This window comes from Streptomyces sp. NPDC021225, assembly GCF_044332865.1.
Taxonomy (GTDB): domain Bacteria; phylum Actinomycetota; class Actinomycetes; order Streptomycetales; family Streptomycetaceae; genus Streptomyces.
This window is the reverse complement of the sequence record NZ_JBIRPV010000002.1, coordinates 363,456-386,824: the sequence shown is the minus strand read 5'-3', so window position 1 is coordinate 386,824 and position 23,369 is coordinate 363,456. Positions and strand designations below refer to the sequence as shown.

The following is a 23,369-nucleotide window of genomic DNA, read 5'->3' as shown; positions in this document are numbered from 1 at the left end:
CCCTCACGCCCCCTTCAGCCCGATGCCGAGGTAGTCGAACTCGAAGCCGTGCTCCGCGTAGCCCCGCACCTTGCGGGAGATGCCGACGAGCCGGTCGGCGAACATCGGGGTGATCGCCCCGCCCCGCTCCACGACCGCGGTCTGCGCCTGCTGGTAGAGCTCGCGGCGCCGGGCGTCGTCGGTCTCGCGGCGGGCCCGGTCCAGCAGGGCGTCGAAGTCCTTGTCGGCCCAGGCGGTCTCGTTGTACGAGGAGCCGCCCCGGAAGACCTGGTTGAGGAGTTGGTCGATGGGGCGGCCGGTGTACCAGTAGGTGGCCATGAGCGGCTTCTTCATCCAGATCTGGGTGTAGTACGAGTCGGCGGCGGCCGTTCTGACCCGGATCCGGATGCCGGCCCGCTTGGCGGACTCCTGGTAGGCGAGGGCCATGGGCGTGAAGATCGGGTCGTAGGAGGAGGTGTAGAGGTCGACCGCGAGCCGCTCCTGCCCGGCCTGCTTCAGCAGATGGCGGGCCTTTTCGGGGTCGTGGGCCGGGTGGCGGGCGAGGTGGCCCGGGTCGCTGGGCGGCACGGGGTTGTCCCAGCCGGCGGTGCCCGCGCCCTGGAGGGCGACCTTCATGACGTGCTCGGGGTCGTACGCGAGCTTCATCGCCTGCCGCACCCGCACATCGGTGAAGGGCTTCTCGGTGGTGAGCATCGGCAGCACGTACCACTGCGCGTTCTTCACCCGGGCGAGGGTGGCGCGGTCGGAGTTGGCGACGACGCGGGCGGTGGCGAAGTCCAGGTTGGTCTGGGAGAGCAGATCGACCTGGCCGGCGAGCAGGGCGTTGGAGCGGGCCTGCATATCGGCGACGGAGTAGAAGTCGATGGCGTCCAGGACGGGGCGGCCGGCCCAGTGGTCCGGGTACGCGGTGATCCGGCCGGGCCCGGCGGCGGAGAAGGAGACCAGCTTGAAGGGGCCGGTGCCGATGCCGGTGCGGCCGATGGAGGCGGCGCTGCCGTCGGGGATGACGTAGCAGTTGTAGTGGGTGAGCAGGCTGGGGAACTCGGCGTTCGGGGTCTTCAGGGGGACGACGAGGGTGTGCGCGTCGGGGGTGCGCAGCTTCTTCGGGTCGACCAGCGGGGCCAGCACGCCGGCCTGCGGGGAGCCGGTCTTTTCGTCGAGGATGTGGCGCAGGGTGTAGGCGGCGTCGGCGGAGGTGAAGGCGCGCCCGTTGTGGAAGGTGACGCCGCGGCGCAGCCGGAAGGTCCAGGTGCGGGCTTTGTCGTCGGGCTCCCAGGACTCGGCGAGGTCGGGGGCGAGGCCGCCGTCGGGGCCGATCCGCACCAGCCGGTTGTAGAGGGCGCCCAGGTATTCGTAGGCGGACAGGGAGCTGGCCGGGTCCAGGGTCTCGGCGTCGGAGGCGGGCGGCCGGGCGATGCGCAGGGTGCCGCCGCGGTCGGGGCGGCCGGTGGGCCCGGCGCTGGGGAGGGCGTCGGCCGGGGACGCGGAGGCCGCGCCGGAGCAGCCGCTGAGCAGCCAGGACGCGCCGAGTGCGGCGCCGCCCGCCGCCGCGCCGACCAACAGCGACCGGCGCGGTATCCCCGCCGCCCCTGGGGCGTTTCGGGGTGAGGTGTCGGACATGGGCCGGCCACCCTTCTCCGCTATTCGTTCAGCGGAACGATTCGTTGAAGTTCGTGAACGATAGCCAGCCGACACGTCCGGGCCAACCCATCGCGCACGGAAATTAACCCGGGAAACCGACTCGTTACCCGGCGCGCGCCGCCGCCCCATCCGCCCGAAGACGCCCCCTTACACCGTCGACGTGGCGAAGAACACCGAGCGGTCCCGGTTACACGCCCGTAAGGTGGCCGACATGCAGGTGATCCAGTCCACGAAGCTCTCCAACGTCTGCTACGAGATCCGGGGCCCGGTACTCGAGGAGGCGATGCGGCTGGAGGCCGCCGGTCACCGCATCCTCAAGCTCAACACGGGCAACCCCGCGACCTTCGGCTTCGACTGTCCGCCGGAGATCCTGGAGGACATGCTGCGCAACCTCGGCGGGGCCCATGGGTACGGCGACGCCAAGGGGCTGCTGTCCGCCCGGCGCGCGGTGATGCAGCACTACCAGACCAAGGGCATCTACCTGGACGTCGAGGACGTATACCTCGGCAACGGCGTCTCCGAGCTGATCCAGATGGCGATGCAGGGCCTGCTGGACAACGGGGACGAGGTGCTGGTCCCCTCCCCCGACTACCCGCTGTGGACCGCCGCGGTCTCGCTCTCCGGCGGCACCGCCGTGCACTACCGCTGCGACGAGCAGTCGGACTGGATGCCGGACCTCGCCGACATCGAGCGCAAGGTCACGGACCGCACCAAGGCCCTGGTCATCATCAACCCCAACAACCCGACGGGCGCGGTCTACGACGAGGAGATGCTGCGCGGGCTGACCGAGATCGCCCGCCGCCACAATCTGGTCGTCTGCTCCGACGAGATCTACGACAAGATCCTCTACGACGGCGCGACCCACACCCCCACCGCGGCCGTCGCCCCCGACCTGCTGACCCTGACCTTCAACGGGCTCTCCAAGGCCTACCGGGTCGCGGGCTACCGCAGCGGCTGGCTCGCGGTCTGCGGCCCGAAGGCCCACGCCACCAACTATCTCGAGGGCCTGACCATCCTGGCCAATATGCGGCTGTGCGCCAATATGCCCGCCCAGCACGCGGTGGCCGCGGCCCTCGGCGGCCGCCAGTCGATCAACGACCTGGTGCTGCCCGGCGGCCGGCTGCTGGAGCAGCGCGACACGGCGTATGAGCTGCTGACCCAGATCCCGGGCGTGACCTGCGTCAAGCCGAAGGGCGCGCTGTACGCGTTCCCCCGGCTCGACCCCGCGGTCTACAAGATCAAGGACGACCGGCAGATGGTCCTGGACCTGCTGCGCTCCGAGAAGATCATGATCGTGCACGGAACGGGCTTCAACTGGCCGGAGCCGGACCACTTCCGGATCGTGACGCTCCCGGCGAAGAAGGACCTGGCGGACGCGGTGACGCGGATCGGAAGGTTCCTGGACGGCTACGGCCAGCACTGACGCCGCCCCGGTCACGCGCGGCTCGCTCAGCGGGGCCGTAGCGCCTTCTCCATCACCACTTCCCCCTCCTCCTCCCCGGCCTCGGCCAGCCCGATGCGCCGGTAGAAGGCGAGGGCGCGCGCGTTGTCCGGCATGACGTTCAGCCGCAGCACCTCGGCCCCCGCCCGCAGGCCCCACTCCTCCACGGCCCGCACCAGCCGATCGGCGACCCCGCACCCGCGCCCGGCCGCGCTCACCCACATGGAGATCAGCTCGACCACGCCATGGTGCGGGCCGGGGACCCCGCCGGCCATCCCGACCGGCGCCCCGTCGAGCGCGGCCACCAGGTTGTACGAACCGGGGATCTCCAGGCGGGCGCGCCACCGCTCCTCGCGGTCGCCGTCGCCCTGCCAGTCCGCGAGCCGGGACCCGAACGCGTACGGCGCGTCCGCGAGGGCGGTGAGCCGCAGCTCCCGCCAGATCGCCCAGTCGTCCGGCGTCAGCACCTTCACTTCGATCAGTTCGATCAGTTCGATCACCCCGGGCTCGTGGTCGCACCGGGCGGCCGGGCGACAGACACTTGGCAGATACTTAGCAAGAACTCAACTTTAGACAGAGTCTAAGCTAGGATGGCCTCCTGAGATCCCTTGGAGGCCACCCATGTACGAGCCGATCCGCGCCAAGTCGGTCCACACCATGGCCGAGCCCGGGCGGGGCTTCCCGCACCGCTCGCGCGAGGAGGAGCTGGACATCCAGCTGGCGGGCCATCTCACCGCGCTGCTGACCGTGACCGACGAGCTGCGCGCCCTCGTGCCCGCCCCCGCGCTCGACACCGCCGCCCAGCGCCTCACCGACCAGGTCACCCGCCTGCGCGACGGCCGCTCCCCGCTCCGCGCCGCACCCACCACGGCCTCCACCGCCCCGACCCATATCGCCGCCCTCCACCAGCGCGCCCACACCCTGGCCGGCCGCGCCCTGGTCGTCGCCACCTCCCGCGACGACGAGGCGGCCGGCGCCCTGGCCGCCGAGCGCCTGGAGACCCACGCGGCGGCGCTCGGCATCAGCGGCTGAACCACTCCTGACCCCGCCCGGTGATCAGCGCCCCGCCGATCGCCAGCGGCAGGGCCAGCCCGATCAGCAGGGCGGACTCGCTCACCGCGATGAGCCCCATCCACACGCAGTACAACCCGACCATCCCGCTCATCACGGCCAGCATCTCGACGAGAACGATCACGGTCCACACCCAGCCGAACCGCTTCCGCGCGCAGACGCCCACGACGGCCAGCAGGACCGCCACCGCCATGGAAAAGTACGCCAGGCCCCGCACCAGGCCGGGCTCCGCGACGTGCTGGCCATGGGCGAGCCGGCTGTCCAGCTCGGAGAGCAGCGAGCCCCCGGCGAAGAAGTTGACCACCGCCTGGCCCCAGACGCCCGCCAGGGCGAACCTGACCCTGCCCGGCATCCGCTCCAGGACCTGATCCGCCATCGGAGCCCACCCCATTCGCCGTGCGCCGTACGACCGGGGCGGCCCCCGGCACCACCCCGACCCTCCCGTGCCCCGTCCGGGACCGGTCCCGGACGGGGCACGGCCCCTCGGGTCAGGGCCTGGGCCCCGGCCCGGTCGGGTGCGTGCCCGTGACGCTCATGACCACCGAGTAGAGGCCGGTCCGCGCCGCGATGAAGAGACGGTTGCGCTTGGCGCCGCCCCAGGAGATGTTTGCGGCCGTCTCGGGGACGACGAGCCGCCCGATCAGCGTGCCGTCCGGGTCGTAGCAGTGCACGCCGTCGTCCATCGCGGCCACCCAGAGCCTGCCGCCGTCGTCGAAGCGGAGGTTGTCGAAGCGGGCGCCCTCGCGGGCCGCGGCCTCGGCGAAGATCTCGCCGTCCGACAGCGTGCCGTCGTCACGCACATCGAAGACCCGGACGCAGCCCGCCCGGGTGTCGGAGACGAACAGCCGCCGCTCGTCGGCCGAGAACACCAGGCCGTTCGGGGCGCCGAGGCCGTCGGCGACCAGCCGCACCTGGCCGCTGTCCGGGTCGATCCGGTAGACGTTGTTGGAGCCGATCTCGCTTTGCGCCCGGTAGCCCTCGTAGTCACTGAGGATGCCGAAGTCCGGGTCGGAGAACCAGATCGAGCCGTCCGACTTCACCGCCGCGTCGTTCGGGCTGTTCAGACGCTTGCCCTGCCAGCGGTCGGCCAGCACCGTGACCGTGCCGTCGTGCTCGGTCCGGGTCACGCGGCGGTTGCCCTGCTCACAGCTGATCAGACGGCCCTCGCGGTCAAGGGTGTTGCCGTTGGTGTTCCCGGCGCCGCGGCGGAAGACGCCGACCGCGCCGGTCTCCTCGTCCCACCGCAGCAACCGGTCGTTGGGGATGTCGCTCCAGATCACCTGCCGCCAGGCAGGCAGATACACGGGCCCCTCGGCCCAGCGGCAGCCGCCGTACAGGACCTCAAGACGGTCATCGCCGTCCATGCACCGCCCGGTGCGGAACCGTTCGTCGAACATCTCGTACAGCGCGGGGCGCTCGCTGCTCATGGCCACCCTCTCCTCGTCCACAGTGGATCGCGTATCTCTCCCCCATGGATACGGTCTCCGCCCGCGCCGCCCCTGAACACGCGCTCACAGACCGGTCAACGGTCGCCCGCCACCTGGGCGGCGACCGGCTCCAGCAGCGCCAGCTCGTCGGAGGTCAGCGTGATCCGGGTCGCCGCGGCGTTCTCGAGGAGGCGGCCGCGGCTGCGGGTGCCGGGGATCGGAACGACGGTCAGGCCGTGCGCCTGGGCGCGCTGCTGCACCCAGGCCAGGGCGATCTGCGCCGTGGTGGCACCATGGTCGGCCGCGATGGTGCGCAGGGGAGCCAGGAGAGCGGCGTTCGCCTTGGCGTTGTCGCCGGTGAAGCGCGGATGCGACTGCCTGACGTCGCCGCTGGAGAGGACTGTGCCCGTGTCGGTGAACGCGCCGGTCAGGAAGCCCTTGCCGAGCGGCGAGTACGGCACGAAGGCGACGTTGAGCTCAGCGGCCGCGCCCACCGCGCCGCGCTCGGCGTCCCGGCTGAAGACCGACCACTCCGACTGGAGCGCGGTGATCGGGTGCACGGCGTGCGCCTCGCGCAGCTCGGCACCGGTGACCTCGCTCAGACCGAGGTGCCTGACCTTGCCTTCCCGCACCAGCTCGGCCATGGCGCCGACGGACTCGGCCAGCGGGACGGCGGGGTCGCGGCGGTGCATGTAGTAGAGGTCGATGACCTCGACGTTCAGGCGGCGCAGGCTCGCCTCGACGGCCTGTTTGACGTAGCCGGGATCGTTGCGGATGGCCCGGTAGTCCGGGTCGTCGGCGCGGCGCTCGACGCCGAACTTGGTGGCCAGGGTGATCTCGTCGCGGTGCGCGGCGACGAACGGCGCGAGGAACTCCTCGTTGGCGCCGGCGCCGTACATGTCGGCGGTGTCGATGAGGGTGACGCCCGCCTCGACGGTGGCCTCCAGGGTGTCGCGGGCCGCCGCGTCGTCCGTCTGCCCGTAGGCGTGGCTGATGCCCATGGCGCCGAAGCCCTGGACGCCGACGAGGGGGCCGCCGTGGCCCAGCTCGACCTTGCTGATCTGTTCGATGGCGTTGCTCATGATGACGCTCGAGCCCTTTCCGCGGGGGTGCTGTCGATCACGGTCGTGCCGAGGACGCTAAGCAGTTCGCGTGCACTCGAAGCAAGAGCGCCGGGCCGCGACGGTGTGGAAAACGGTTCGTGGCGCCACCCGCGCCGCTGCTAAGAAGTGGAGATGACCGCCGAAGCCCAGGACCTGGCCCGCCTGCTCGCCGAGCGCGCCTGCGAGCGGCTGATCGTCGAGTTCCTCCGCCGTCTCGACCTCGGAGACCCCGCCACCGTGGCCGAGCTGTTCACGCCCGACGGGGTGTGGGAATGGCCGCAGGGCGCCCGCCGGGTCGAGGGGCGTGAGGCGTTGCGGGAGTACTTCGGGTCGCGGCCGGCGGACCGGCTGTCGCGGCGGATGTGTACGAACATCCTGGTCACCGTGGAGTCCCCGACGACGGCCTCCGCCACGTCGTACTTCGCGACGTACCGCGTCGACGGCTACACGGGCGGCATGCTGCCGCCCCGGCTGCCCGCGAACGTGGGCCACTACGAGGACACGTTCCGCAAGGAGAACGGCGTCTGGCTGCTCGCCACCCGGTCCACGTTCCTGCCGTTCGGCGGCCCGACGGAGCGCGTCAGCTCGCCCGAGCGGCCGTAGACCACGGAAGATGACCCCATGAGCACCACCATCACCTTCGTCCGCGGCGACATCACCGACCAGCACGCCGACGCCATCGTCAACGCCGCGAACTCCTCCCTCCTCGGCGGCGGAGGCGTCGACGGCGCCATCCACCGCCGGGGCGGCCCCGAGATCCTGGAGGCGTGCCGGGCGCTGCGCGCGTCGCACTACGGCAAGGGGCTGCCGACGGGGCGGGCCGTGGCCACGACCGCGGGGCGGCTGCACGCCGACTGGGTCATCCACACCGTGGGGCCCGTGTGGTCCGCCACCGAGGACCGCTCGGAGCTTCTCGTCTCCTGCCACCGCGAGGCGCTGCGGGTCGCTGACGAACTCGGCGCCCGTACGGTCGCGTTCCCGGCCATCTCGACCGGCGTCTACCGGTGGCCGTTGGAGGACGCCGCCCGCATCGCCGTCGATACGGTGCGGGCCGCGGACACCGCGGTCGAGGAGGTCAGGTTCGTCCTCTTCGACGAGCCCGCGTACGCGGCATTCGCCGCGCACGCGAGTTAGGCCCTGTCCGGCGTACACCCCCTAGGGCGCGGTCGGGACGATCGGCTGGCCGCGGTCAGCAGGCCGCCGTTGCCCGCAGAGTCTCGCGATGCGCGCGGTTCGTGGCCATCAGCCCTTCGAGTGCGTCCCGGGTGTGGATGAGTTCGTCGATGTGGCGGGAGAGCCGGTCGTGCTCCTGTGCCATCCGCTCCAGCGCGGCGTCGGAATTCTCCTCACTGGGCGCGTCGACACACGGCAGCAGTTCGTAGATAGTGCGGCTGGACAGCCCCGCGGCGTACAGCCGCTGGATCAACGTGACCCGTTCGACCTCGTCGTCCGTGTAGTGCCGCTGCCCGCTGGCGCTGCGGGCGCTGGCGAGCAGCCCCTGTTCCTCGTAGTAGCGCAGGGATCTGACGCTGACCCCGGCCCGTGCGGCGAGCTCCCCGATGCGCATGCCGTCCTCCCGACTGTGACCCGCGACACAGAGCCTTGCCTCTGACATCCATGTGAGGTTTTAGCGTAACCGCCGAGCGCCCGAGAAGCGGGCGCCGCGGATCGCGGAGGAAACCCGACGTGACGACGACGACCCTTTTCGACAGCTATCGGCTCGGTGACCTGACGCTGCCCAACCGGGTGGTGATGGCCCCGATGTCGCGGATCCGGGCCGCCGACGGCGGTCTGGCGACGCCGTCGATGGCGACGTACTACGCGCAGCGGGCCACCGCCGGGCTGATCGTGAGCGAAGGCGTGCAGCCGAGTCTGATCGGGCAGTCCAATCCGGGCACACCGGGGCTGCACACCGACGATCAGGTCGCCGCGTGGCGCCCGGTGACCGCCGCCGTGCACTCCAACGGCGGCCGGATCTTCGCCCAGCTGATGCACGGCGGGCGGGTCTCACATCCGGACACCACCGGTATGCGCCCGGTCGGGCCCTCGGCCGTCGCCGCCGTCGGCGAGGTGTTCACCCCCACCGGGCCCCAGCCCGCGCCGACGCCGCGCGCCCTGGAGGCCGCCGAGGTGCCCGAGCACGCCCGGTCGTACGCGCAGGCCGCCCGCCGCGCCGTCGACGCCGGGTTCGACGGTGTCGAGCTGCACGGCGCCAATGGCTATCTGATCTCCCAGTTCCTCTCCTCGAACGCCAATCTGCGCACGGACCGCTACGGAGGCTCGGTCGCGGGCCGGATCCGGTTCGCCGTCGAAGCGGTGTCGGCGACCGTCGAGGCCGTCGGCGGGGCCAGGACCGGTATACGGCTCTCCCCGGGCGGGACGTTCTGGGGCGTGGCGGAGGCCGATGTTCCGGAGCTCTACACCGCGCTCCTGACCGAGTTGGCCCGCCTTGAGGTGGCGTACGTCCATCTCGAAGCCACCGCCGACGAGGAGGTGTTGATGGGCCTGCGCCGTGCGTGGCCCGGCACCCTCATCATGAACCCGGTGCTTCCGATGGGCCCGAAGCAGACCGGGCGGACCGAGGCCGACCACTGGCTCGGGCTGGGGGCCGACCTCATCAGCTTCGGGCGCGCCTTCATCGCCAACCCCGATCTGGTCGAGCGGCTGCGCACCGGCCTCCCGATCGCCCCGGCCGACGAGGCCACGTACTACCAGGGCGGCGACGCGGGTTATCTGACCTACTCGGCGTATCAGCACACGGCCTGACGCCGAGCGCGTCAGGAGACGCCTCACCCGGCCCCGCGAACGGCCCCGGGAACCGACCGCGGAAAGGCCCGCCGGTACTCGCTCGGCGACACCCCGATGTGCCGGAGGAAGTGGTGGCGGAGGTTGTTGGCCGTGCCCAGGCCGCTGAGTTCGCCGATCTTCTCGATGGGGAGGTCGGTCGACTCCAGCAGGGCCTGGGCCCGCCCGAGGCGCTGGGTGAGCAGCCACCGCAAGGGGGTCGTCCCCGTGGCCTCCTGGAGCCGCCGATAGAAGGTGCGGGGGCTCATCGCGGCCCGCAGCGCCAGGTCCCGCACCGTCAGGGGCCGGTCCAGGTGGGACCGGGCCCACTCCAGTACGGGGGCCAGCGCGTCGTCGTCGGTCGCGGGCACGGACAGGTCGATGAACTGGGCTTGGCCGCCGGGCCGGTGGGCGGGCACCACCATGCGGCGGGCGAGCTGGTTCGCGACATGGGCGCCGAGGTCGCGGCGCACCAGGTGGAGGCAGAGGTCGAGCCCGGCGGTCAGGCCCGCGCTGGTGAGCACGTCGCCGTCGTCCACGTACAGCACCGAGTCGTCGACCCGCACCTTCGGGTAGCGCTCGGCGAGTTGCGCGGTGTGCAGCCAATGGGCCGTGGCGCGCCGCCCGTCGAGCAGCCCGGCCTCGGCGAGCGCGAAGGCTCCGGTGCACAGGGAGACCATGCGGGCGCCCGCGTCGTAGGCCCGGCGCAGGGCCAGGATCAGCGCCTCCGGCAGGGGTTTGCCCTCTTCGACACAGGCGTCGGGCACCGAGGGCACGATGACCGTGTCGGCTCCGACCAGGTCGTCGAGGCCGTGGCCGGTCCGCAGCACGAGCCCGGTGCCGCCGTCCTCCGGCCGCTCCCCCGCTCCCGCTGCCGCTGCCGCTCCCATGCCGCACAGCCTCAGGTCGTACCAGGGGTCGGCCAGGTCGGCCTGTGCCTTCCCGAAGACGGTGCAGGGGATGCTCAGTTCGTAGAGGTCCCAGGAGGGGAGCCCTATCTCCTCGGTCACGACCACGGCCACGGAACCAGCGCTCATGCCTCGCAGCGTATGGCAGGAATTTGGTGGCGGTCGTCATCGGTGTCACTGTCCGCGGCCGCCGAGCGCTGCGAGCGTGGCAGGCGACGGAACAACCGCTGTGTGCGGACATACGAGGAGCTGTGAATTGAACACCGACCATGGCCACCAGGCCGTCACGGTCGTCGGACTGGGCTCGATGGGCTCGGCGCTGGCCTCCGCGCTACTGGACCGCGGCCACCCGACCACCGTGTGGAACCGCTCGGCGGACAAGGCCCGGCCGCTGGCCGACCGGGGCGCCCGCCCGGCCGCGACGCCCCGGGAGGCGATCGCGGCGAGCCCGCTCGTCCTCGCCTGTGTACTGGACTACGACGCGCTGCACACCGTCCTCGCCCCCGTCGCCGAGTCCCTCGCGGGCAAGGTCCTGGTCAATCTCACCTCCGGCTCGCCGGAGCAGGCCGATGAGATGGCCGGGTGGGCCCGGTCGCATGGCGCCGACTATCTCGACGGCGCGATCATGACCACCCCGCCCGGCGTCGGCAGCCCCGAGATGATGTTCCTCTACAGCGGTCCGCGGGCCGTCTTCGAGGCCCACCGGCCGACCCTGGCGGCCCTGGGCGACCCCCTGCACCTGTCCGAAGAACCCGGCCTGGCCTCCCTCTACGACGCGGCCCTGCTCGGCCTGATGTGGTCCACCATGGCCGGCTGGCTGCACGGCACCGCGCTGGTCGGCGCGGAGAAGACGCCGGCCACGGCCTTCACCCCCATCGCGATCCGCTGGCTGACCGCCGTGGCCGGTTTCCTCACCACCTACGCACCTCAGGTGGACGCCGGCCGCTACCCGGGCGACGACGCGACCATCGACGTGCAGATCGCGGCCATCGAGCACCTGCTCCACGCGGCCGCGTCCCGGGGCGTCGACAACGCCCTGCCCGAGCTGCTGAAGTCCACCATGGAGCGGGCCTCGGCGGCGGGCCACGGCCCGGACAGCTTCGCGGGGGTGATCGAGGTCCTGAGGGGGCCCGCGGACGACCGGTGAGCGGCGGGCGAGGGCCCGTTTGACACCCTGTCGTGGTGTACCGGACGTGTCCCGTCCCGAAGGAGGCAGGAATGCCGGATCCGCGCCAGGCCCGCGTGTCCGACCACCCCGCGCTCGTGGAGTGCGTACGGACGTGGTGGGGCGACTCCCGCACGCCTCAGCAGGCCCGCGAGCTGTCCCTGCTGCTGCCGAGGCTGTTTCTCCAGTTCTTCTCCGGCACCAGCCTGGTGCGGGAGGGCGGTTCGGGGGAGGTCGAGGCGTTCCTGGTCGGCTTCTACTCCGGCGACAACGACCGTGAGGCGTATATCCACTTCGTGGGGGTGGACCCGCGGCTGCGCGGGCAGGGCGTGGCGCGCGGGCTCTACGAGGCCTTCTTCCGGCGGGCCGCCGGGGCGGGCCGGACGGAGGTACGGGCCATCACCTCGCCGGGGAACACCGGGTCCATCGCGTTCCACCGGGCCCTGGGCTTCGAACTCGAAGCGGGCGACCGCGAGCTCGACGGAGTGCCCGTGCACAGCGACTACGACGGCCTGGGGCAGGCCCGCGTGTGCTTCCGCAGACGGCTCGACGGCACGGCCGTCACAACGCGATGACGTCGACGCCGACCCGGGGCAGCTCCCAGAGTTCGAGCGTGCCGTCGCACAGCTCCGCGAGGAACTGGACGGCGCCACCCGCGTAGTGCCACCAGCCGCCGTTGTGGGAGGCGACGGTGACCAGCCACTCCCCCGGGCCGTCCCCGGTCGTGCTCCACAGGAACATGTCGCCCTGGTTGGAATCCCCCCACGGCAGCAGCCCGCCCGGCGCCGGGTAGAGGCGCAGGCCGGCTGTCATGTCGTGTTCCCACCAGTCCCGGAGGTCCTCGGTCAGCGTCTCGCGGATGCCGTCGAGCAGATACCGCTCCTTCCCGGGCCTGGGGAGGTTGGGAAGGAGGAAGTCGCCGAGGATGAAATCGGGATAGCACTCGGCCAGGCGCTTGTAGTCGGCGGGCAGCGGGGTGCCCAGGCCCTCCTCCAGCACCGCCCAGTCGATCGCGACGGGCTCCGGCCGACGGTGAGCCGCCAGACCGGGCACGGCGCGCTCCAGCGCGGCGATCGCCTCGTCCGGATCGGTGAGGCGGCGCACCGGGGTCTGCGTGCCGATCAGGTCGTCGTGCGGGTCGTCGGTCGGTGCGTCGGTCGGATGGCTGCTCATGGCGCAGAGCGTGCCACACGCCTCCGACAGCGCCCGACGACCCCCGATACCGGCCCTGACCAGGGACGTCGCCTGGCGTTCACCCCCGTCCCCAACTGGCGCTCCAGAATGGCCGGTTCCCGTTTCGGACTGCGATCAGCCGTTCACCTTCCCGTCACCTGACCGCGCCCGGAATGTGGGTTTCCGCGAGCACGCTGCCGCCGTGAGACGCATATTCGGAATCGTCCTGGCGGTTCTGCTGATCGGCGGGGTGGCTGTCGCCGTCGTCGCGGGACGCGACAAGGACAAGGGCACGGCAACGACGACCGTGCGCGGAGTGATCGGGTCGGAGAAGGCCGAGTTCTTCGCCGACCCCGACGTGGTGAAGGCCCTCGCAGCCAAGGGATTCACCGTCAAGACGGAGACATCCGGCTCCTGGGCGATGGAGAACCTCCCGCTCAAGGGGTACGACTTCGCCTTCCCGAGCAGCGAGTCCCCCGCCGCCGAGCTGGCGCGGAAGGCCGGGGTCAGCGGCACGCCGCTGCGGCCCTTCTACTCGCCCCTGGTGGTCGTCGCGCACCGCAACGCCGCCGGGGTGCTGGCCGACAACGGGCTCGCGACGCTGACCGGCAAGAACACCGGCACGCTGAAGATGGCCGCGTACCTGAAGGCCGCCAAGGAGGACGGGACCTGGCAGCAGCTCAAGGGCTCGGGGAAGTACAGCGAGCTGAACGGCGTGGTGTCCATCACCAGCACCGACCCCTCCCAGTCCAACTCGGGCGCGCTGTATCTGGCCGCCGCCTCGTACGTGGAGAACGGCGGCCGTATCGTCGCCAATGACCAGGACATCGCCCGGACCGCCCCGCTGATGAAGAAGCTCATCAGCGTCCAGGGCGCCCAGCAGTCCAGCTCCGACGCCCCGTTCCGGGACTTCATCAGCGGGGCGGCCAACCCGCTGGTCCTGGTCTACGAGTCGCAGGTCGCCTCGCTGCTGATGCAGAAGCAGGACGTCGGCGACATGGTCGTCCTCTACCCGGACGTCACGGTCAACAGCGACCACACCCTGGTGCCGCTGACCTCTGAGGGCCGCAAGCTCGGCGAGCTGCTGAGCGGCGACAAGAAGCTGCGCGAGCTGGCCGTCCGGCACGGCTTCCGGCCGCAGGGCGCGGCCCCGGAGTTCATCGCCGCCACCGCGCCCCACACCGCGTATCTCAACCAGCGGCTGACCGGAGTCCGGCAGGCGCCCGTGCCCAAGGCCGAGGTGCTGCGGGACCTCGCGCGACGAGCCAGGAGCTAGGGAGACCATCATGGCCACTGACAACACCGACGACCTGGTCCTCACCCCGCCCGAGCCCGTCGCCCCGGTCCCCAAGGAGAAGGCGGCCGGCCTGGTGCCGGTCGAGGAGTCCGTACGGGAGGAGATGGAGCGCCGCGCCGCCGAGTACGTGAACACGCTGGCCGGACTGGACGCCCGCTCCCCCGAGTTCGCCACCCGGATCGGCGAGATCACCGCGCTCGGCGCGGGCGAGATGCGCGGCGCCGCCCAGCAGTCCAACCGGATGCTGGACCGCACCGTGCGCTCCCTCGCCCAGGGCGACGGCGACGCCCAGACCCGGGTCTCCTCCTCGCTGGTCGAGCTGCGCCGCACCGTCGAGGACCTGGACCCGCGCGACACCCAGCTGAAGGGCGCCCGCAAGCTGCTCTCCAAGCTGCCGGGCGGCAACAAGCTGCGCGACCACGTCGCCAAGTACGCCTCCGCCCAGTCCACCCTCAACAAGATCGTCGGATCGCTGCGCGGCGGCCAGGACGAGCTGCGCCGCGACAACGCAGCCCTGCACACCGAGCGGGTCCGCCTGTGGGAGAACATGGGCAAGCTCCAGGAGTACGCGGTGCTGGCCCAGGCCCTGGACACGGCGGTCGAGCGGCAGATCACGGCCGTCGAGGCCACCGACCCGACGCAGGCGGACGCGCTGCGCGCCGATGTGCTCTTCCCCGTCCGGCAGAAGCACCAGGACCTGCTGACGCAGCTCGCGGTGTGCGCGCAGGGCTATCTGGCGATGGACGTGGTGCGCCGCAACAACGAGGAGCTCATCAAGGGCGTCGACCGGGCCGCGACCACCACCGTCTCGGCGCTGCGCATCGCGGTGATGCTGTCCTCCGCGCTGGAGAGCCAGCGCAAGGTGACCGAGCAGGTCAACGCCCTGCGCGGGACCACGGAGGACCTGATCCGGGGCAACGCGGAGATGCTGGCCACGCAGAGCGGCGAGATCCAGCGGATCGCGGCCGACCCGGCGGTGGGCGTGGAGACGCTGCGCGGCGCGTTCCAGCAGATCTACCGGACGCTGGACGCGATCGACACCTACAAGGCGCGGGCGACCGAGTCGATGGCGGCGACGGTGGAGGCCCTGACCGACGAGCTCCAGCAGGCGAGCACGTACCTGGAACGCACCCGCGCGGCGGGCGCGGCCGAGGGGAGCCTCCAGTGAGCAGAGCCGACGGCGTGCCCCGGCGCGCCTTGATGGCCCTCGGCCTCGCCGCCGTGCTGCCGGTGAGCGCCTGCACCTCGGAGAGCGAGGACAACAAGCGGGGCAAGGGCGGCTCCCCCGGCACCCTGCGGATCCTGGCGAGCAGCGAGCTGACGGACATGAAGCCGGTGCTGGACGCGGCGCGCGAGGCGACCGGCGTCACCGTCGAGGCCACCTGGTCCGGCACCCTGGACGCGGTCGAGCAGGTGGCGTCCGGGAAGGCGGACGGGGTGTACGACGCGATCTGGCTGTCGTCCAACGACTACCTGCGGCTGCGCCCGGAGACCGCCAAGAAGATCACCTCGGAGACGCCGGTGATGACCTCGCCGGTCGCCCTCGGCGTCAAGACGGACGTCGTACGGCGGCTGGGCCGGCACCCGGACCAGGTCACCTGGGCGCGGATCCACCAGGCGGTGGCCGACGGGAAGCTGACGTACGGGATGACCGACCCGGTGCGCTCCAACTCCGGCTTCTCGGCGCTCATCTCGATCGCCTCGGGGCTGTCCGGCGCCCAGTCGGCGCTGCGCGACGCGGACGTGCGGAAGGTCACGCCGAAGCTCAAGGAGTTCTTCGCGGGGCAGAAGCTGACGTCCGGCTCCTCCGGGTGGCTGGCCCAGGCGTACATCCGGCGCGGCGACGTGGACGCCCTGATCAACTACGAGTCCGTCCTGCTGTCCCTGAACCGCGACCACCACACCGACCTGACGGTGATCCGCCCCCAAGACGGCGTGGTGACCGCCGACTACCCGCTCACCGCGCTCGCCTCGGCGTCCCAGGACGCGCGGGACTCGGTCCGCGCGCTCACCGAGTATCTGCGGTCCGCCAAGGCCCAGCGGACGCTGACCGAGCGGACCTTCCGGCGCCCCGTCGTCACCTCCGTACGCCCCGCGGCCCCGCTGTCCGCCGCCAAGCGGCGCGAACTGCCCTTCCCCGGCACCCGGTCGGTGGCCGACGGGCTGCTCGCCGCGTACGAGAACGAGCTGCGGCGGCCCTCGCGGACGGTGTACGTGCTGGACACCTCGGGCTCGATGGAGGGCGACCGGCTGGACCGGCTCAAGTCGGCGCTCACCCAGCTGGCCGGCGCGGACGGCTCCCCCACCGGGGAGCGGTTCCGGGACCGGGAGGAGGTGACGCTGATGCCCTTCGGCTCCGCGGTGAAGGCGGTCCGTACGCACACGGTCCCCGAGGACGACCCGGGCACGGCGCTGGCCGCCATCCGCGCGGACGCCAAGGCGCTGACCGCCGAGGGCGACACCGCGATCTTCAGCAGCCTGCGGGAGGCGTACCGCCATCTCGCCCGGCGCGCCTCGGACCTCGGGGACGACCGCTTCACCTCGATCGTGCTGATGACGGACGGGGAGAACACCACCGGGGCGTCCGCCGGCGACTTCGAGTCCTTCTACCGGCGCCTCCCCCAGGCGCAGCGGGTGACCCCCGTCTTCCCGATCGTCTTCGGCGACTCCGACCGGGCCGAGCTGGAGGGCATCGCCTCCCTCACCGGCGGACGCCTCTTCGACGCGACCAAGAGCTCGCTGAACGAGGCCTTCGAGGAGATCCGTGGCTACCAATAAGGCTCTGCGCTATCTGGAGTCCCGCAAGAACATCGCCGGCAGCGCGGCGGGGATCGCGGGCCTGGCCCTCACCTTCACCGGTCTCGCGGGCGCGTACTGGCCGGTGGTGGTGGCGGGCCTGTACGGCGCGGGCGCGCTGATCGCCCCGCCCGAGCGGCCCGCGGCGCCGGACTTCGCCGACCCCGCCCGGGAACTGGACGCCCTGCGCGAGGACTTCACGCGGCTCCAGGAGTATCTCGCCCAGGTCGAGCTGGGGCCCGCCGCCTCCGGCCGGCTCACCGAGCTGGACGGGCTGCTGGCGGCGCTGCTCGACCCGGAGCTGGCGGGCGAGGCGCTGCTGCTCGACCCGGAGGGGACGTACGCGCTGTCGCGGATCATCCGCCACGACGTCCCCGAGGCCGTGGACACCTACGCCCGGACCCGCTGGTGGACCCGGCTCTCCCCGGGCGCCGACCCGCCCGAGCGCCATCTGGAGCGCCAGCTGACGCTGCTGTTCGACGAGGCGGACGCGATGGCCTCCGCCCTGCGGGAGGCGGAGGCCCGCCGCCAGCAGACGCACACCCAGTACCTGGAGGACCGGGGACGCAACCACTAGAGCTGGTGACACCGGGCCATCGGACGGCGATTAGGATCCGATCGGCCCGGCGTGCACGGCGGGCCTCGGTACAACGGGGAGCACCACATGAGGAAAAGAATCGGCGGAATCGCCCTGGCCGCCGCGTTCGCGTCGGTATTCGCCACGGCCTCGACCGCGAGCGCCGCGAACGAGGGCGTGGGCTGGAAGCTGGAGTCCGGCTCGCCGTACTACATCACGAATCTTCAGCACAACAGCACGTACACCCTCACGTTCGTGACGCAGAAGTCGCAGAGCTGGCTCACGCCGTATCTGAAGGTTCCGGTCCAGCAGCTCAACGCCATCCCGGAGGTGAAGAACGCGGGAATCAAGTTCGTGCTGTCCACCAAGATCGAGGGTGGGACGAACTACCAGAACAAGAAGTACTGCGCCGGGCCGCAGAACCACATCATGTTTCTGCTGAAGTACCGGCCGATGGGGAAGGCGGGCTTCTCGCACGCCCTTCCCTGCTACAACACCAGGAACAACTCCGCCTGGGGCGGATATGTCGAGATGGACACCGAGTACTGGACCAGTACGGGCAAGGAGAACACCTGGTTCGGCTCGAACAAGGCCAAGGCTCACGCGATGACCCTCAACGCGGTCACCCATGAGCTGGGCCACATGATGGGTCTGGATCACCCGGACCCGTCCAAGTTCAGCCCGAACGAGAACCGGCCGGTCATGGCCTCGCCGAACGGCGGCTATCTGAACACCAACGGCGGCAAGTTCACGGCCGCGGACCAGCGCGGCGTCAAGAAGCTGGTCTCCAACGGCGGCTGACGCGCCCCAACGAGGCAGGGCCCCGCACACGGGTGCGGGGCCCTGGCCTTGAACGGCGCGCGAAGCTCTCGCCCGGAGCTCTCGCTCAGCCGAGACGCTCGACGAGCGAGCGGTGCTCGTCCCACATCTCCTTCGGCGTGTGGTCACCGAAGGTGCGCAGGTGGTCGGGGACCAGCGCCGCCTCCTCGCGCCACACCTCCTTGTCGACGGTCAGCAGCAGGTCGAGGTCGGCGTCGGCGATGTCCAGGCCGTCGGTGTCCAGCGCCTCGCGGGTCGGCAGCACGCCGATCGGGGTCTCCACGCCCTCGGCCCGGCCGTCGAGGCGGTCGACGATCCACTTGAGCACCCGGCTGTTCTCACCGAAGCCCGGCCACACGAACCGGCCGCCGGCGTCCTTGCGGAACCAGTTCACGTAGTAGATCTTCGGCAGCTTCGCCGGGTCGGCGGCCTTGCCGATCTTCACCCAGTGGGCCATGTAGTCGCCCATGTTGTAGCCGCAGAACGGCAGCATGGCGAACGGGTCGCGGCGCAGCTCGCCGACCTTGCCCTCGGCCGCGGCGGTCTTCTCGCTGGCCACGTTGGCGCCGAGGAAGACGCCGTGCTGCCAGTCGAAGGACTCGGTGACCAGCGGCACCGCGCTGGCGCGGCGGCCGCCGAAGAGGATCGCCGAGATCGGCACGCCCTTGGGGTCCTCCCACTCGGGCGCGATGATCGGGCACTGCCCGGCGGGCACGGTGAAGCGGGCGTTGGGGTGGGCGGCGGGGGTCTCGGACCCGGGCGTCCAGTCGTTGCCCTTCCAGTCGGTGAGGTGCGCGGGCGCGTCCTCCGTCATGCCCTCCCACCACACGTCGCCGTCGTCGGTGAGCGCGACGTTGGTGAAGACCGAGTTGCCCCACAGGGTCTTCATGGCGTTGGCGTTGGTGTGCTCGCCGGTGCCGGGCGCGACGCCGAAGAAGCCCGCCTCGGGGTTGATCGCGTAGAGCCGGCCGTCCTCGCCGAAGCGCATCCAGGCGATGTCGTCGCCGATGGTCTCGACCGTCCAGCCGTGGATGGTCGGCTCCAGCATGGCGAGGTTGGTCTTGCCGCAGGCGCTGGGGAAGGCCGCCGCGACGTACTTGGCCTCTCCCCGCGGCGGGGTGAGCTTGAGGATCAGCATGTGCTCGGCGAGCCAGCCCTCGTCGCGGGCCATGACGGAGGCGATGCGCAGGGCGTAGCACTTCTTGCCGAGCAGCGCGTTGCCGCCGTAGCCGGAGCCGTAGGACCAGATCTCGCGGCTCTCGGGGAAGTGGGAGATGTACTTGGTGCTGTTGCACGGCCAGGGGACGTCGGCCTGGCCGGGCTCCAGCGGGGCGCCGAGGGTGTGCACGGCCTTGACGAAGAAGCCCTCGTCACCGAGGACGTCGAGGACCTCCTGGCCCATGCGGGTCATGGTGCGCATGGAGACCGCGACATACGCGGAGTCGGTGATCTCGACGCCGATCGCGGACAGCGGCGAGCCGAGCGGGCCCATGCAGAACGGCACCACGTACATGGTCCGGCCGCGCATCGAGCCCCGGAAGACGCCCTGCTCCCCGGAGAAGATGGCGCGCATCTCGTCGGGGTGTTTCCAGTGGTTGGTCGGGCCCGCGTCCTGCTCGCGCTCGGAGCATATGAAGGTGCGGTCCTCGACGCGCGCCACGTCGGTGGGGTCCGAGGCCGCGTAGTACGAGTTCGGCCGCTTGATCGGGTCGAGACGCTGGAAGGTTCCCCTGTCCACGAGCTCCGCGCACAGGCGGTCGTACTCCGCCTCCGAGCCGTCGCACCACACCACCCGGTCGGGCTGGGTGAGCTCGGCGATCTCGCCGACCCAGGAGATCAGCTCCTGGTGGTTGGTGGGGGCTGTGGTGGTTGAGGAAGCCACATTGCTGGGCGCCACGATCGCTCCATCCCGCCGGGACCACCTCGGTCCGGCGTCACTGATTGAGGGTTTGGGCGGATATGTGCACTCATACCCGCATATCTGGACTTCTGGAGGTTATGGAGACAGCTGCCCCTTGGGGGCTGCGACCCGAATGCTCAGCTCATCCGGTGCCGACCGCGCTCATTTGATCATCCGACTGCTCGGCCGTTCTGTCCAGTGGACGCATTGGTGACCATCACCACTCGAAACAGGGGGGTAACCTACGGTTGCGTAGGTAGCATGAGCGCCATGACTGCCGCCGTGCCCGACCCCCCCGTTGACGCTTCGGTTGACACCACACCCGGGTCCCCAACAGCTCCGCCGGTACCGCTCAAGCCGCGGCTGCGAGGGTGGCTGCACGCCGGCATGTTCCCCGCCGCGCTGGTCGCCGGGGTGATCCTCACCGCCCTCGCCGACAGCCCGCGCGGGCGCCTGGCCTGCGCCGTCTTCACTCTCACCGCCTGCGCGCTGTTCGGCGTGAGCGCCCTGTACCACCGGGGCAACTGGGGCCCGCGCGCCACGGCCATCCTGCGCCGGCTGGACCACGCCAATATCTTCCTGATCATCGCGGGCAGCTACACGCCCTTCACGCTGCTGCTTCTGCCCCAGGGCAAACAGCAGTTGCTGCTGTGGCTGGTGTGGGCCGGGGCGCTCGCCGGGATCGCCTTCCGGGTGTTCTGGGTCGGCGCCCCGCGCTGGCTCTACACCCCCTGCTACATCGCGCTGGGCTGGGCGGCGGTCTTCTTCCTCCCCGACTTCCTGCGCACCGGCGGCATCGCCGTCATGACCCTGATCGTCGTCGGCGGGCTGCTCTACAGCGTGGGCGCGGTGATCTACGGCACCAAGCGCCCCAACCCCTCACCGCGCTGGTTCGGCTTCCACGAGGTGTTCCACTCCTTCACGCTGGCCGCCTTCGTCGTCCACTACGTGGGCATTTCCCTGGTGGCGTACCAGCACGCCTAACGCATTCCCCATCGATTGACAGCCCCCACCTTTTGAGAGTTACTGTCACTTGACGGTAACTCTCGGAGGTGTGCCTTGTCCGCTGTCTCCCCTGCCCCGGAAATCCCGAACGCCCCGGATCCGCGCCGCTGGTGGGCGCTGGGAGCCCTGGTCGCCGCCCTGCTGGTGATCGGCTTCGATACGACGATCCTCAACATCGCCCTGCCGCAGATGGCCACGGCGCTCGGCGCCGACACCGGCCAACAGCAGTGGATCGCCGACTCGTACACCGTCGTCTTCGCCGCCGGAATGCTCCCGGCCGGTCTGCTCGGCGACCGGTTCGGCCGCCGCTCGATGCTGGTGGCGGGGCTGGGCATCTTCCTGGCCGGCTCGGTCGTCGGCACCCTCGTGGACTCCGCGGGCCTCGTCATCGCCGCCCGCGTGATCATGGGCCTGGGCGCCGCACTGATCACGCCCCTGTCCATGGCCGTCCTGCCCTCCGTCTTCGGCCCCGAGGAGCGCGCCAAGGCCATCGGCGCGCTCAGCGCGGCCGCGGCGCTCGGCATGCCGCTGGGACCGCTGGTCGGCGGCTGGCTCCTGGACCACTACTGGTGGGGCTCGGTCTTCCTGATCAACATCCCCATGGCCGCGATCGCCATGGTCGTCTGCCTGTTCCTGCTCCCCGAGACCCGAGACCCGGCCGCCCCCAGGGTCGACCTCGTCAGCACCGCGCTGAGCACCACCGGGCTCTGCGCCCTCGTCTACGGCATCATCGAGGCCCCGCACCGGGGCTGGTCCGATCCGCTCATCTGCACCGCGCTCGCCGCGTCGGCGGCGCTGCTCACCGGACTCGTGCTGCGCGAGAGGCGGGCCGTACGCCCCGTGCTCGACCTGACGCTGCTGCGCCGTCCGGCCTTCCTGTGGAGCGCCGTCACCGCCATGCTGGTGAGCTTCTGCCTGCTGGGCCTGCTGTTCGTCCTGCCCCAGTACCTCCAGGCCGTGCTCGGCTACGACGCCTTCGGCACCGGGCTGCGGCTGCTGCCCATGATGGGCGGGCTGCTGATCTCAGCCCGCACGGCCGCCCCGCTCGCCGCGCGCTTCGGGGCCCGGCCCGTGATCGCCGGCGGGCTGCTGGTGCTCGCCGCGGCCGCGTTCCTGGGCTCGCGCACCCAGGTGGGCGACGGCTACGGCATGACCGCGCTCTGGCTGACGCTCACCGGCTTCGGCTTCGGCCTCGGCGTCGTCCCGGCCATGGACGCGGCCCTCGGCTCGCTGCCCAAGGACCGCGAGGGCACCGGCTCGGGGCTGCTCATGACGCTGCGGCAGGTCGGCGGCGCGATCGGGATCGCCCTGCTGGGCAGCCTGCTCGCGAGCGCGTACCAGGACCGGTTGGACACCACCGGACTGCCGCCGGGCACGGCGGAGATCGCCGACGACTCGGTGATCGCGGCCCGGCTGCTGGCCGAGCGCCTGCACAGCCCCGAGCTCGCCGCCTCCGCCGACCGCGCGTTCGTCCACGGCATGGGCCTGACCCTGCTGGTCACCGCCGCCGTCTCGCTGGCCGCGGCCGCCCTGACCGCAAGCTTCATGCCAGGCCGCGCCACACCCGACGGTCAGACCACCGAGGCCCCACCCATGGCCCAGGAGCACAGCGATGCCCGACAATGAGATTCATGGCACGTACCACCCCCGCGGCCCCGCCCAAGCTCGGACTGCGTGAGCGCAAGAAGATCCAGACCCGGCAGGCGATCCGGCGCGCCGCGTACCGGCTCTTCCAGGAACAGGGGTACGACGCCACCCCGGTCGACCAGATCGCGGAGGCCGCCGAGGTCTCCCCCAGCACGGTCTTCCGCTACTTCCCCACCAAAGAGGACATCGTCCTCACCGACGAGTACGACCCGCTCATCCTGGAGACGCTGCGCGCGCGGCCCCTCGACGAGCCGCCAGTGACGTCCCTGCGCCACTCGCTCGTCGGCCTGATCCGCCAGTACGCCGACGACGCCCGCGGGGAGTTGGAGGTCAGGCTGACCCTGATCCGGCAGGTCCCGGCGCTGCGCGGGCGGATGAGCGAGGGCATGACCCAGACCCGCGACATGCTGGGCGGGGTGCTGGCCGAGCGCAGCGGGCGGGCCGCGGACGACCTCGACGTGCGGGTGGTCGTGGCGGCAGTCCTCGGGGCGGTGCAGGAAGCGATCTTCTACTGCTTCGACCGCGGGCGGATCGAGGACGTGGAGAAGGAGATCGACCACGCGCTGGAGATCCTGGCCCGCGGCCTGACCCTGTGACGACGGGTGGCCGCGAGAC

24 protein-coding genes are annotated in these 23,369 nt (G+C 71.3%); 15 read left to right on the top strand and 9 right to left on the bottom strand.

Annotated features, from left to right (window positions below; translation table 11 throughout):
* Positions 1-3: 3 nt before the first annotated feature.
* On the bottom strand, positions 4-1,620 hold the full coding sequence (locus tag ACH4S9_RS09885) for an ABC transporter substrate-binding protein (protein WP_398370990.1): 1,617 nt from the start codon (positions 1,618-1,620) through the stop codon (positions 4-6).
* Positions 1,621-1,852: 232 nt separating this feature from the next.
* Here ACH4S9_RS09885 and ACH4S9_RS09880 point away from each other — a divergent pair, with 232 nt between their 5' ends.
* A complete protein-coding gene (locus ACH4S9_RS09880; protein ID WP_398371814.1) occupies positions 1,853-3,064 on the top strand; it encodes a pyridoxal phosphate-dependent aminotransferase in 1,212 nt (403 codons plus the stop codon).
* Between the two features lie 26 nt (positions 3,065-3,090).
* Here ACH4S9_RS09880 and ACH4S9_RS09875 read toward each other — a convergent pair whose 3' ends face one another.
* Complete coding sequence (locus ACH4S9_RS09875) at positions 3,091-3,564, bottom strand: GNAT family N-acetyltransferase (protein ID WP_385340653.1); 474 nt, start codon at positions 3,562-3,564, stop codon at positions 3,091-3,093.
* Positions 3,565-3,703: 139 nt separating this feature from the next.
* Between ACH4S9_RS09875 and ACH4S9_RS09870 the strand changes: the two genes are divergently transcribed.
* Positions 3,704-4,114, top strand: a complete 411-nt coding sequence (locus ACH4S9_RS09870) for a hypothetical protein (RefSeq protein ID WP_311726237.1) — start codon at positions 3,704-3,706, stop codon at positions 4,112-4,114.
* On the opposite strand, the gene ACH4S9_RS09865 is transcribed toward ACH4S9_RS09870, so the two are convergent.
* The 3 genes from ACH4S9_RS09865 to ACH4S9_RS09855 form a co-directional block, all read right to left on the bottom strand.
* Entirely contained in the window at positions 4,104-4,529 is a 426-nt protein-coding gene (locus ACH4S9_RS09865) for a hypothetical protein (protein WP_398370988.1), read from the bottom strand. The genes ACH4S9_RS09870 and ACH4S9_RS09865 overlap by 11 nt on opposite strands.
* 112 nt (positions 4,530-4,641) lie before the next feature.
* Complete coding sequence (locus ACH4S9_RS09860) at positions 4,642-5,580, bottom strand: SMP-30/gluconolactonase/LRE family protein (protein ID WP_398370986.1); 939 nt, start codon at positions 5,578-5,580, stop codon at positions 4,642-4,644.
* Positions 5,581-5,675: 95 nt separating this feature from the next.
* A complete protein-coding gene (locus tag ACH4S9_RS09855) occupies positions 5,676-6,662 on the bottom strand; it encodes an aldo/keto reductase (RefSeq protein WP_398370984.1) in 987 nt (328 codons plus the stop codon).
* 153 nt (positions 6,663-6,815) lie between these two features.
* Here ACH4S9_RS09855 and ACH4S9_RS09850 point away from each other — a divergent pair, with 153 nt between their 5' ends.
* Both ACH4S9_RS09850 and ACH4S9_RS09845 read left to right on the top strand, forming a co-directional pair.
* A complete protein-coding gene (locus tag ACH4S9_RS09850) occupies positions 6,816-7,286 on the top strand; it encodes a nuclear transport factor 2 family protein (protein WP_358844909.1) in 471 nt (156 codons plus the stop codon).
* An 18-nt stretch (positions 7,287-7,304) separates the two neighbouring features.
* Complete coding sequence (locus ACH4S9_RS09845) at positions 7,305-7,817, top strand: O-acetyl-ADP-ribose deacetylase (RefSeq protein WP_398370982.1); 513 nt, start codon at positions 7,305-7,307, stop codon at positions 7,815-7,817.
* 55 nt (positions 7,818-7,872) lie between these two features.
* Here ACH4S9_RS09845 and ACH4S9_RS09840 read toward each other — a convergent pair whose 3' ends face one another.
* Positions 7,873-8,250 (bottom strand): MerR family transcriptional regulator, encoded by a 378-nt coding sequence (locus ACH4S9_RS09840; protein WP_311726241.1) that lies wholly within the window; start codon positions 8,248-8,250, stop codon positions 7,873-7,875.
* Between the two features lie 119 nt (positions 8,251-8,369).
* Between ACH4S9_RS09840 and ACH4S9_RS09835 the strand changes: the two genes are divergently transcribed.
* On the top strand, positions 8,370-9,449 hold the full coding sequence (locus ACH4S9_RS09835) for an alkene reductase (protein WP_398370979.1): 1,080 nt from the start codon (positions 8,370-8,372) through the stop codon (positions 9,447-9,449).
* Between the two features lie 23 nt (positions 9,450-9,472).
* Here ACH4S9_RS09835 and ACH4S9_RS09830 read toward each other — a convergent pair whose 3' ends face one another.
* On the bottom strand, positions 9,473-10,504 hold the full coding sequence (locus tag ACH4S9_RS09830; protein WP_398370977.1) for a GlxA family transcriptional regulator: 1,032 nt from the start codon (positions 10,502-10,504) through the stop codon (positions 9,473-9,475).
* A 127-nt stretch (positions 10,505-10,631) separates the two neighbouring features.
* On the opposite strand from ACH4S9_RS09830, the gene ACH4S9_RS09825 reads away from it, so the two are divergent.
* Entirely contained in the window at positions 10,632-11,522 is an 891-nt protein-coding gene (locus ACH4S9_RS09825) for an NAD(P)-dependent oxidoreductase (RefSeq protein ID WP_398370975.1), read from the top strand.
* A 71-nt stretch (positions 11,523-11,593) separates the two neighbouring features.
* Positions 11,594-12,115 carry a GNAT family N-acetyltransferase gene (locus ACH4S9_RS09820; RefSeq protein ID WP_311726245.1) on the top strand — a complete coding sequence of 174 codons (522 nt, stop codon included), beginning with the start codon at positions 11,594-11,596 and terminating at the stop codon, positions 12,113-12,115.
* On the opposite strand, the gene ACH4S9_RS09815 is transcribed toward ACH4S9_RS09820, so the two are convergent.
* Positions 12,102-12,713, bottom strand: a complete 612-nt coding sequence (locus ACH4S9_RS09815) for an SMI1/KNR4 family protein (protein WP_398370973.1) — start codon at positions 12,711-12,713, stop codon at positions 12,102-12,104. The two genes, ACH4S9_RS09820 and ACH4S9_RS09815, sit on opposite strands and share 14 nt — an antisense overlap.
* A gap of 202 nt (positions 12,714-12,915) precedes the next feature.
* Between ACH4S9_RS09815 and ACH4S9_RS09810 the strand changes: the two genes are divergently transcribed.
* The 5 genes from ACH4S9_RS09810 to ACH4S9_RS09790 all read left to right on the top strand — a co-directional run bounded on the left by ACH4S9_RS09810 (position 12,916) and on the right by ACH4S9_RS09790 (position 18,184).
* The gene (locus ACH4S9_RS09810) at positions 12,916-13,989 is read left to right on the top strand and encodes a hypothetical protein (protein WP_398370971.1); all 1,074 of its coding nucleotides are present in this window, start codon (positions 12,916-12,918) and stop codon (positions 13,987-13,989) included.
* A gap of 10 nt (positions 13,990-13,999) precedes the next feature.
* The gene (locus ACH4S9_RS09805) at positions 14,000-15,178 is read left to right on the top strand and encodes a toxic anion resistance protein (RefSeq protein WP_385340558.1); all 1,179 of its coding nucleotides are present in this window, start codon (positions 14,000-14,002) and stop codon (positions 15,176-15,178) included.
* Positions 15,179-15,210: 32 nt separating this feature from the next.
* Positions 15,211-16,788, top strand: a complete 1,578-nt coding sequence (locus tag ACH4S9_RS09800) for an extracellular solute-binding protein (RefSeq protein WP_398371811.1) — start codon at positions 15,211-15,213, stop codon at positions 16,786-16,788.
* Positions 16,775-17,383, top strand: a complete 609-nt coding sequence (locus tag ACH4S9_RS09795; RefSeq protein WP_385340560.1) for a hypothetical protein — start codon at positions 16,775-16,777, stop codon at positions 17,381-17,383. Before ACH4S9_RS09800 ends, ACH4S9_RS09795 begins: the two co-directional genes overlap by 14 nt.
* An 87-nt stretch (positions 17,384-17,470) precedes the next feature.
* Complete coding sequence (locus tag ACH4S9_RS09790) at positions 17,471-18,184, top strand: hypothetical protein (protein ID WP_311726250.1); 714 nt, start codon at positions 17,471-17,473, stop codon at positions 18,182-18,184.
* A gap of 85 nt (positions 18,185-18,269) precedes the next feature.
* Here ACH4S9_RS09790 and ACH4S9_RS09785 read toward each other — a convergent pair whose 3' ends face one another.
* Positions 18,270-20,099: a phosphoenolpyruvate carboxykinase (GTP) gene (locus ACH4S9_RS09785; RefSeq protein ID WP_398370968.1), complete on the bottom strand. Its 1,830-nt coding sequence runs from the start codon at positions 20,097-20,099 to the stop codon at positions 18,270-18,272.
* Positions 20,100-20,363: 264 nt separating this feature from the next.
* On the opposite strand from ACH4S9_RS09785, the gene ACH4S9_RS09780 reads away from it, so the two are divergent.
* The 3 genes from ACH4S9_RS09780 to ACH4S9_RS09770 all read left to right on the top strand — a co-directional run bounded on the left by ACH4S9_RS09780 (position 20,364) and on the right by ACH4S9_RS09770 (position 23,350).
* A complete protein-coding gene (locus tag ACH4S9_RS09780) occupies positions 20,364-21,086 on the top strand; it encodes a hemolysin III family protein (RefSeq protein WP_385340564.1) in 723 nt (240 codons plus the stop codon).
* A gap of 75 nt (positions 21,087-21,161) precedes the next feature.
* On the top strand, positions 21,162-22,733 hold the full coding sequence (locus tag ACH4S9_RS09775; RefSeq protein WP_311726252.1) for an MFS transporter: 1,572 nt from the start codon (positions 21,162-21,164) through the stop codon (positions 22,731-22,733).
* Between the two features lie 5 nt (positions 22,734-22,738).
* Positions 22,739-23,350: a TetR/AcrR family transcriptional regulator gene (locus tag ACH4S9_RS09770; RefSeq protein ID WP_398370965.1), complete on the top strand. Its 612-nt coding sequence runs from the start codon at positions 22,739-22,741 to the stop codon at positions 23,348-23,350.
* The last annotated feature ends 19 nt before the right edge of the window (positions 23,351-23,369 follow it).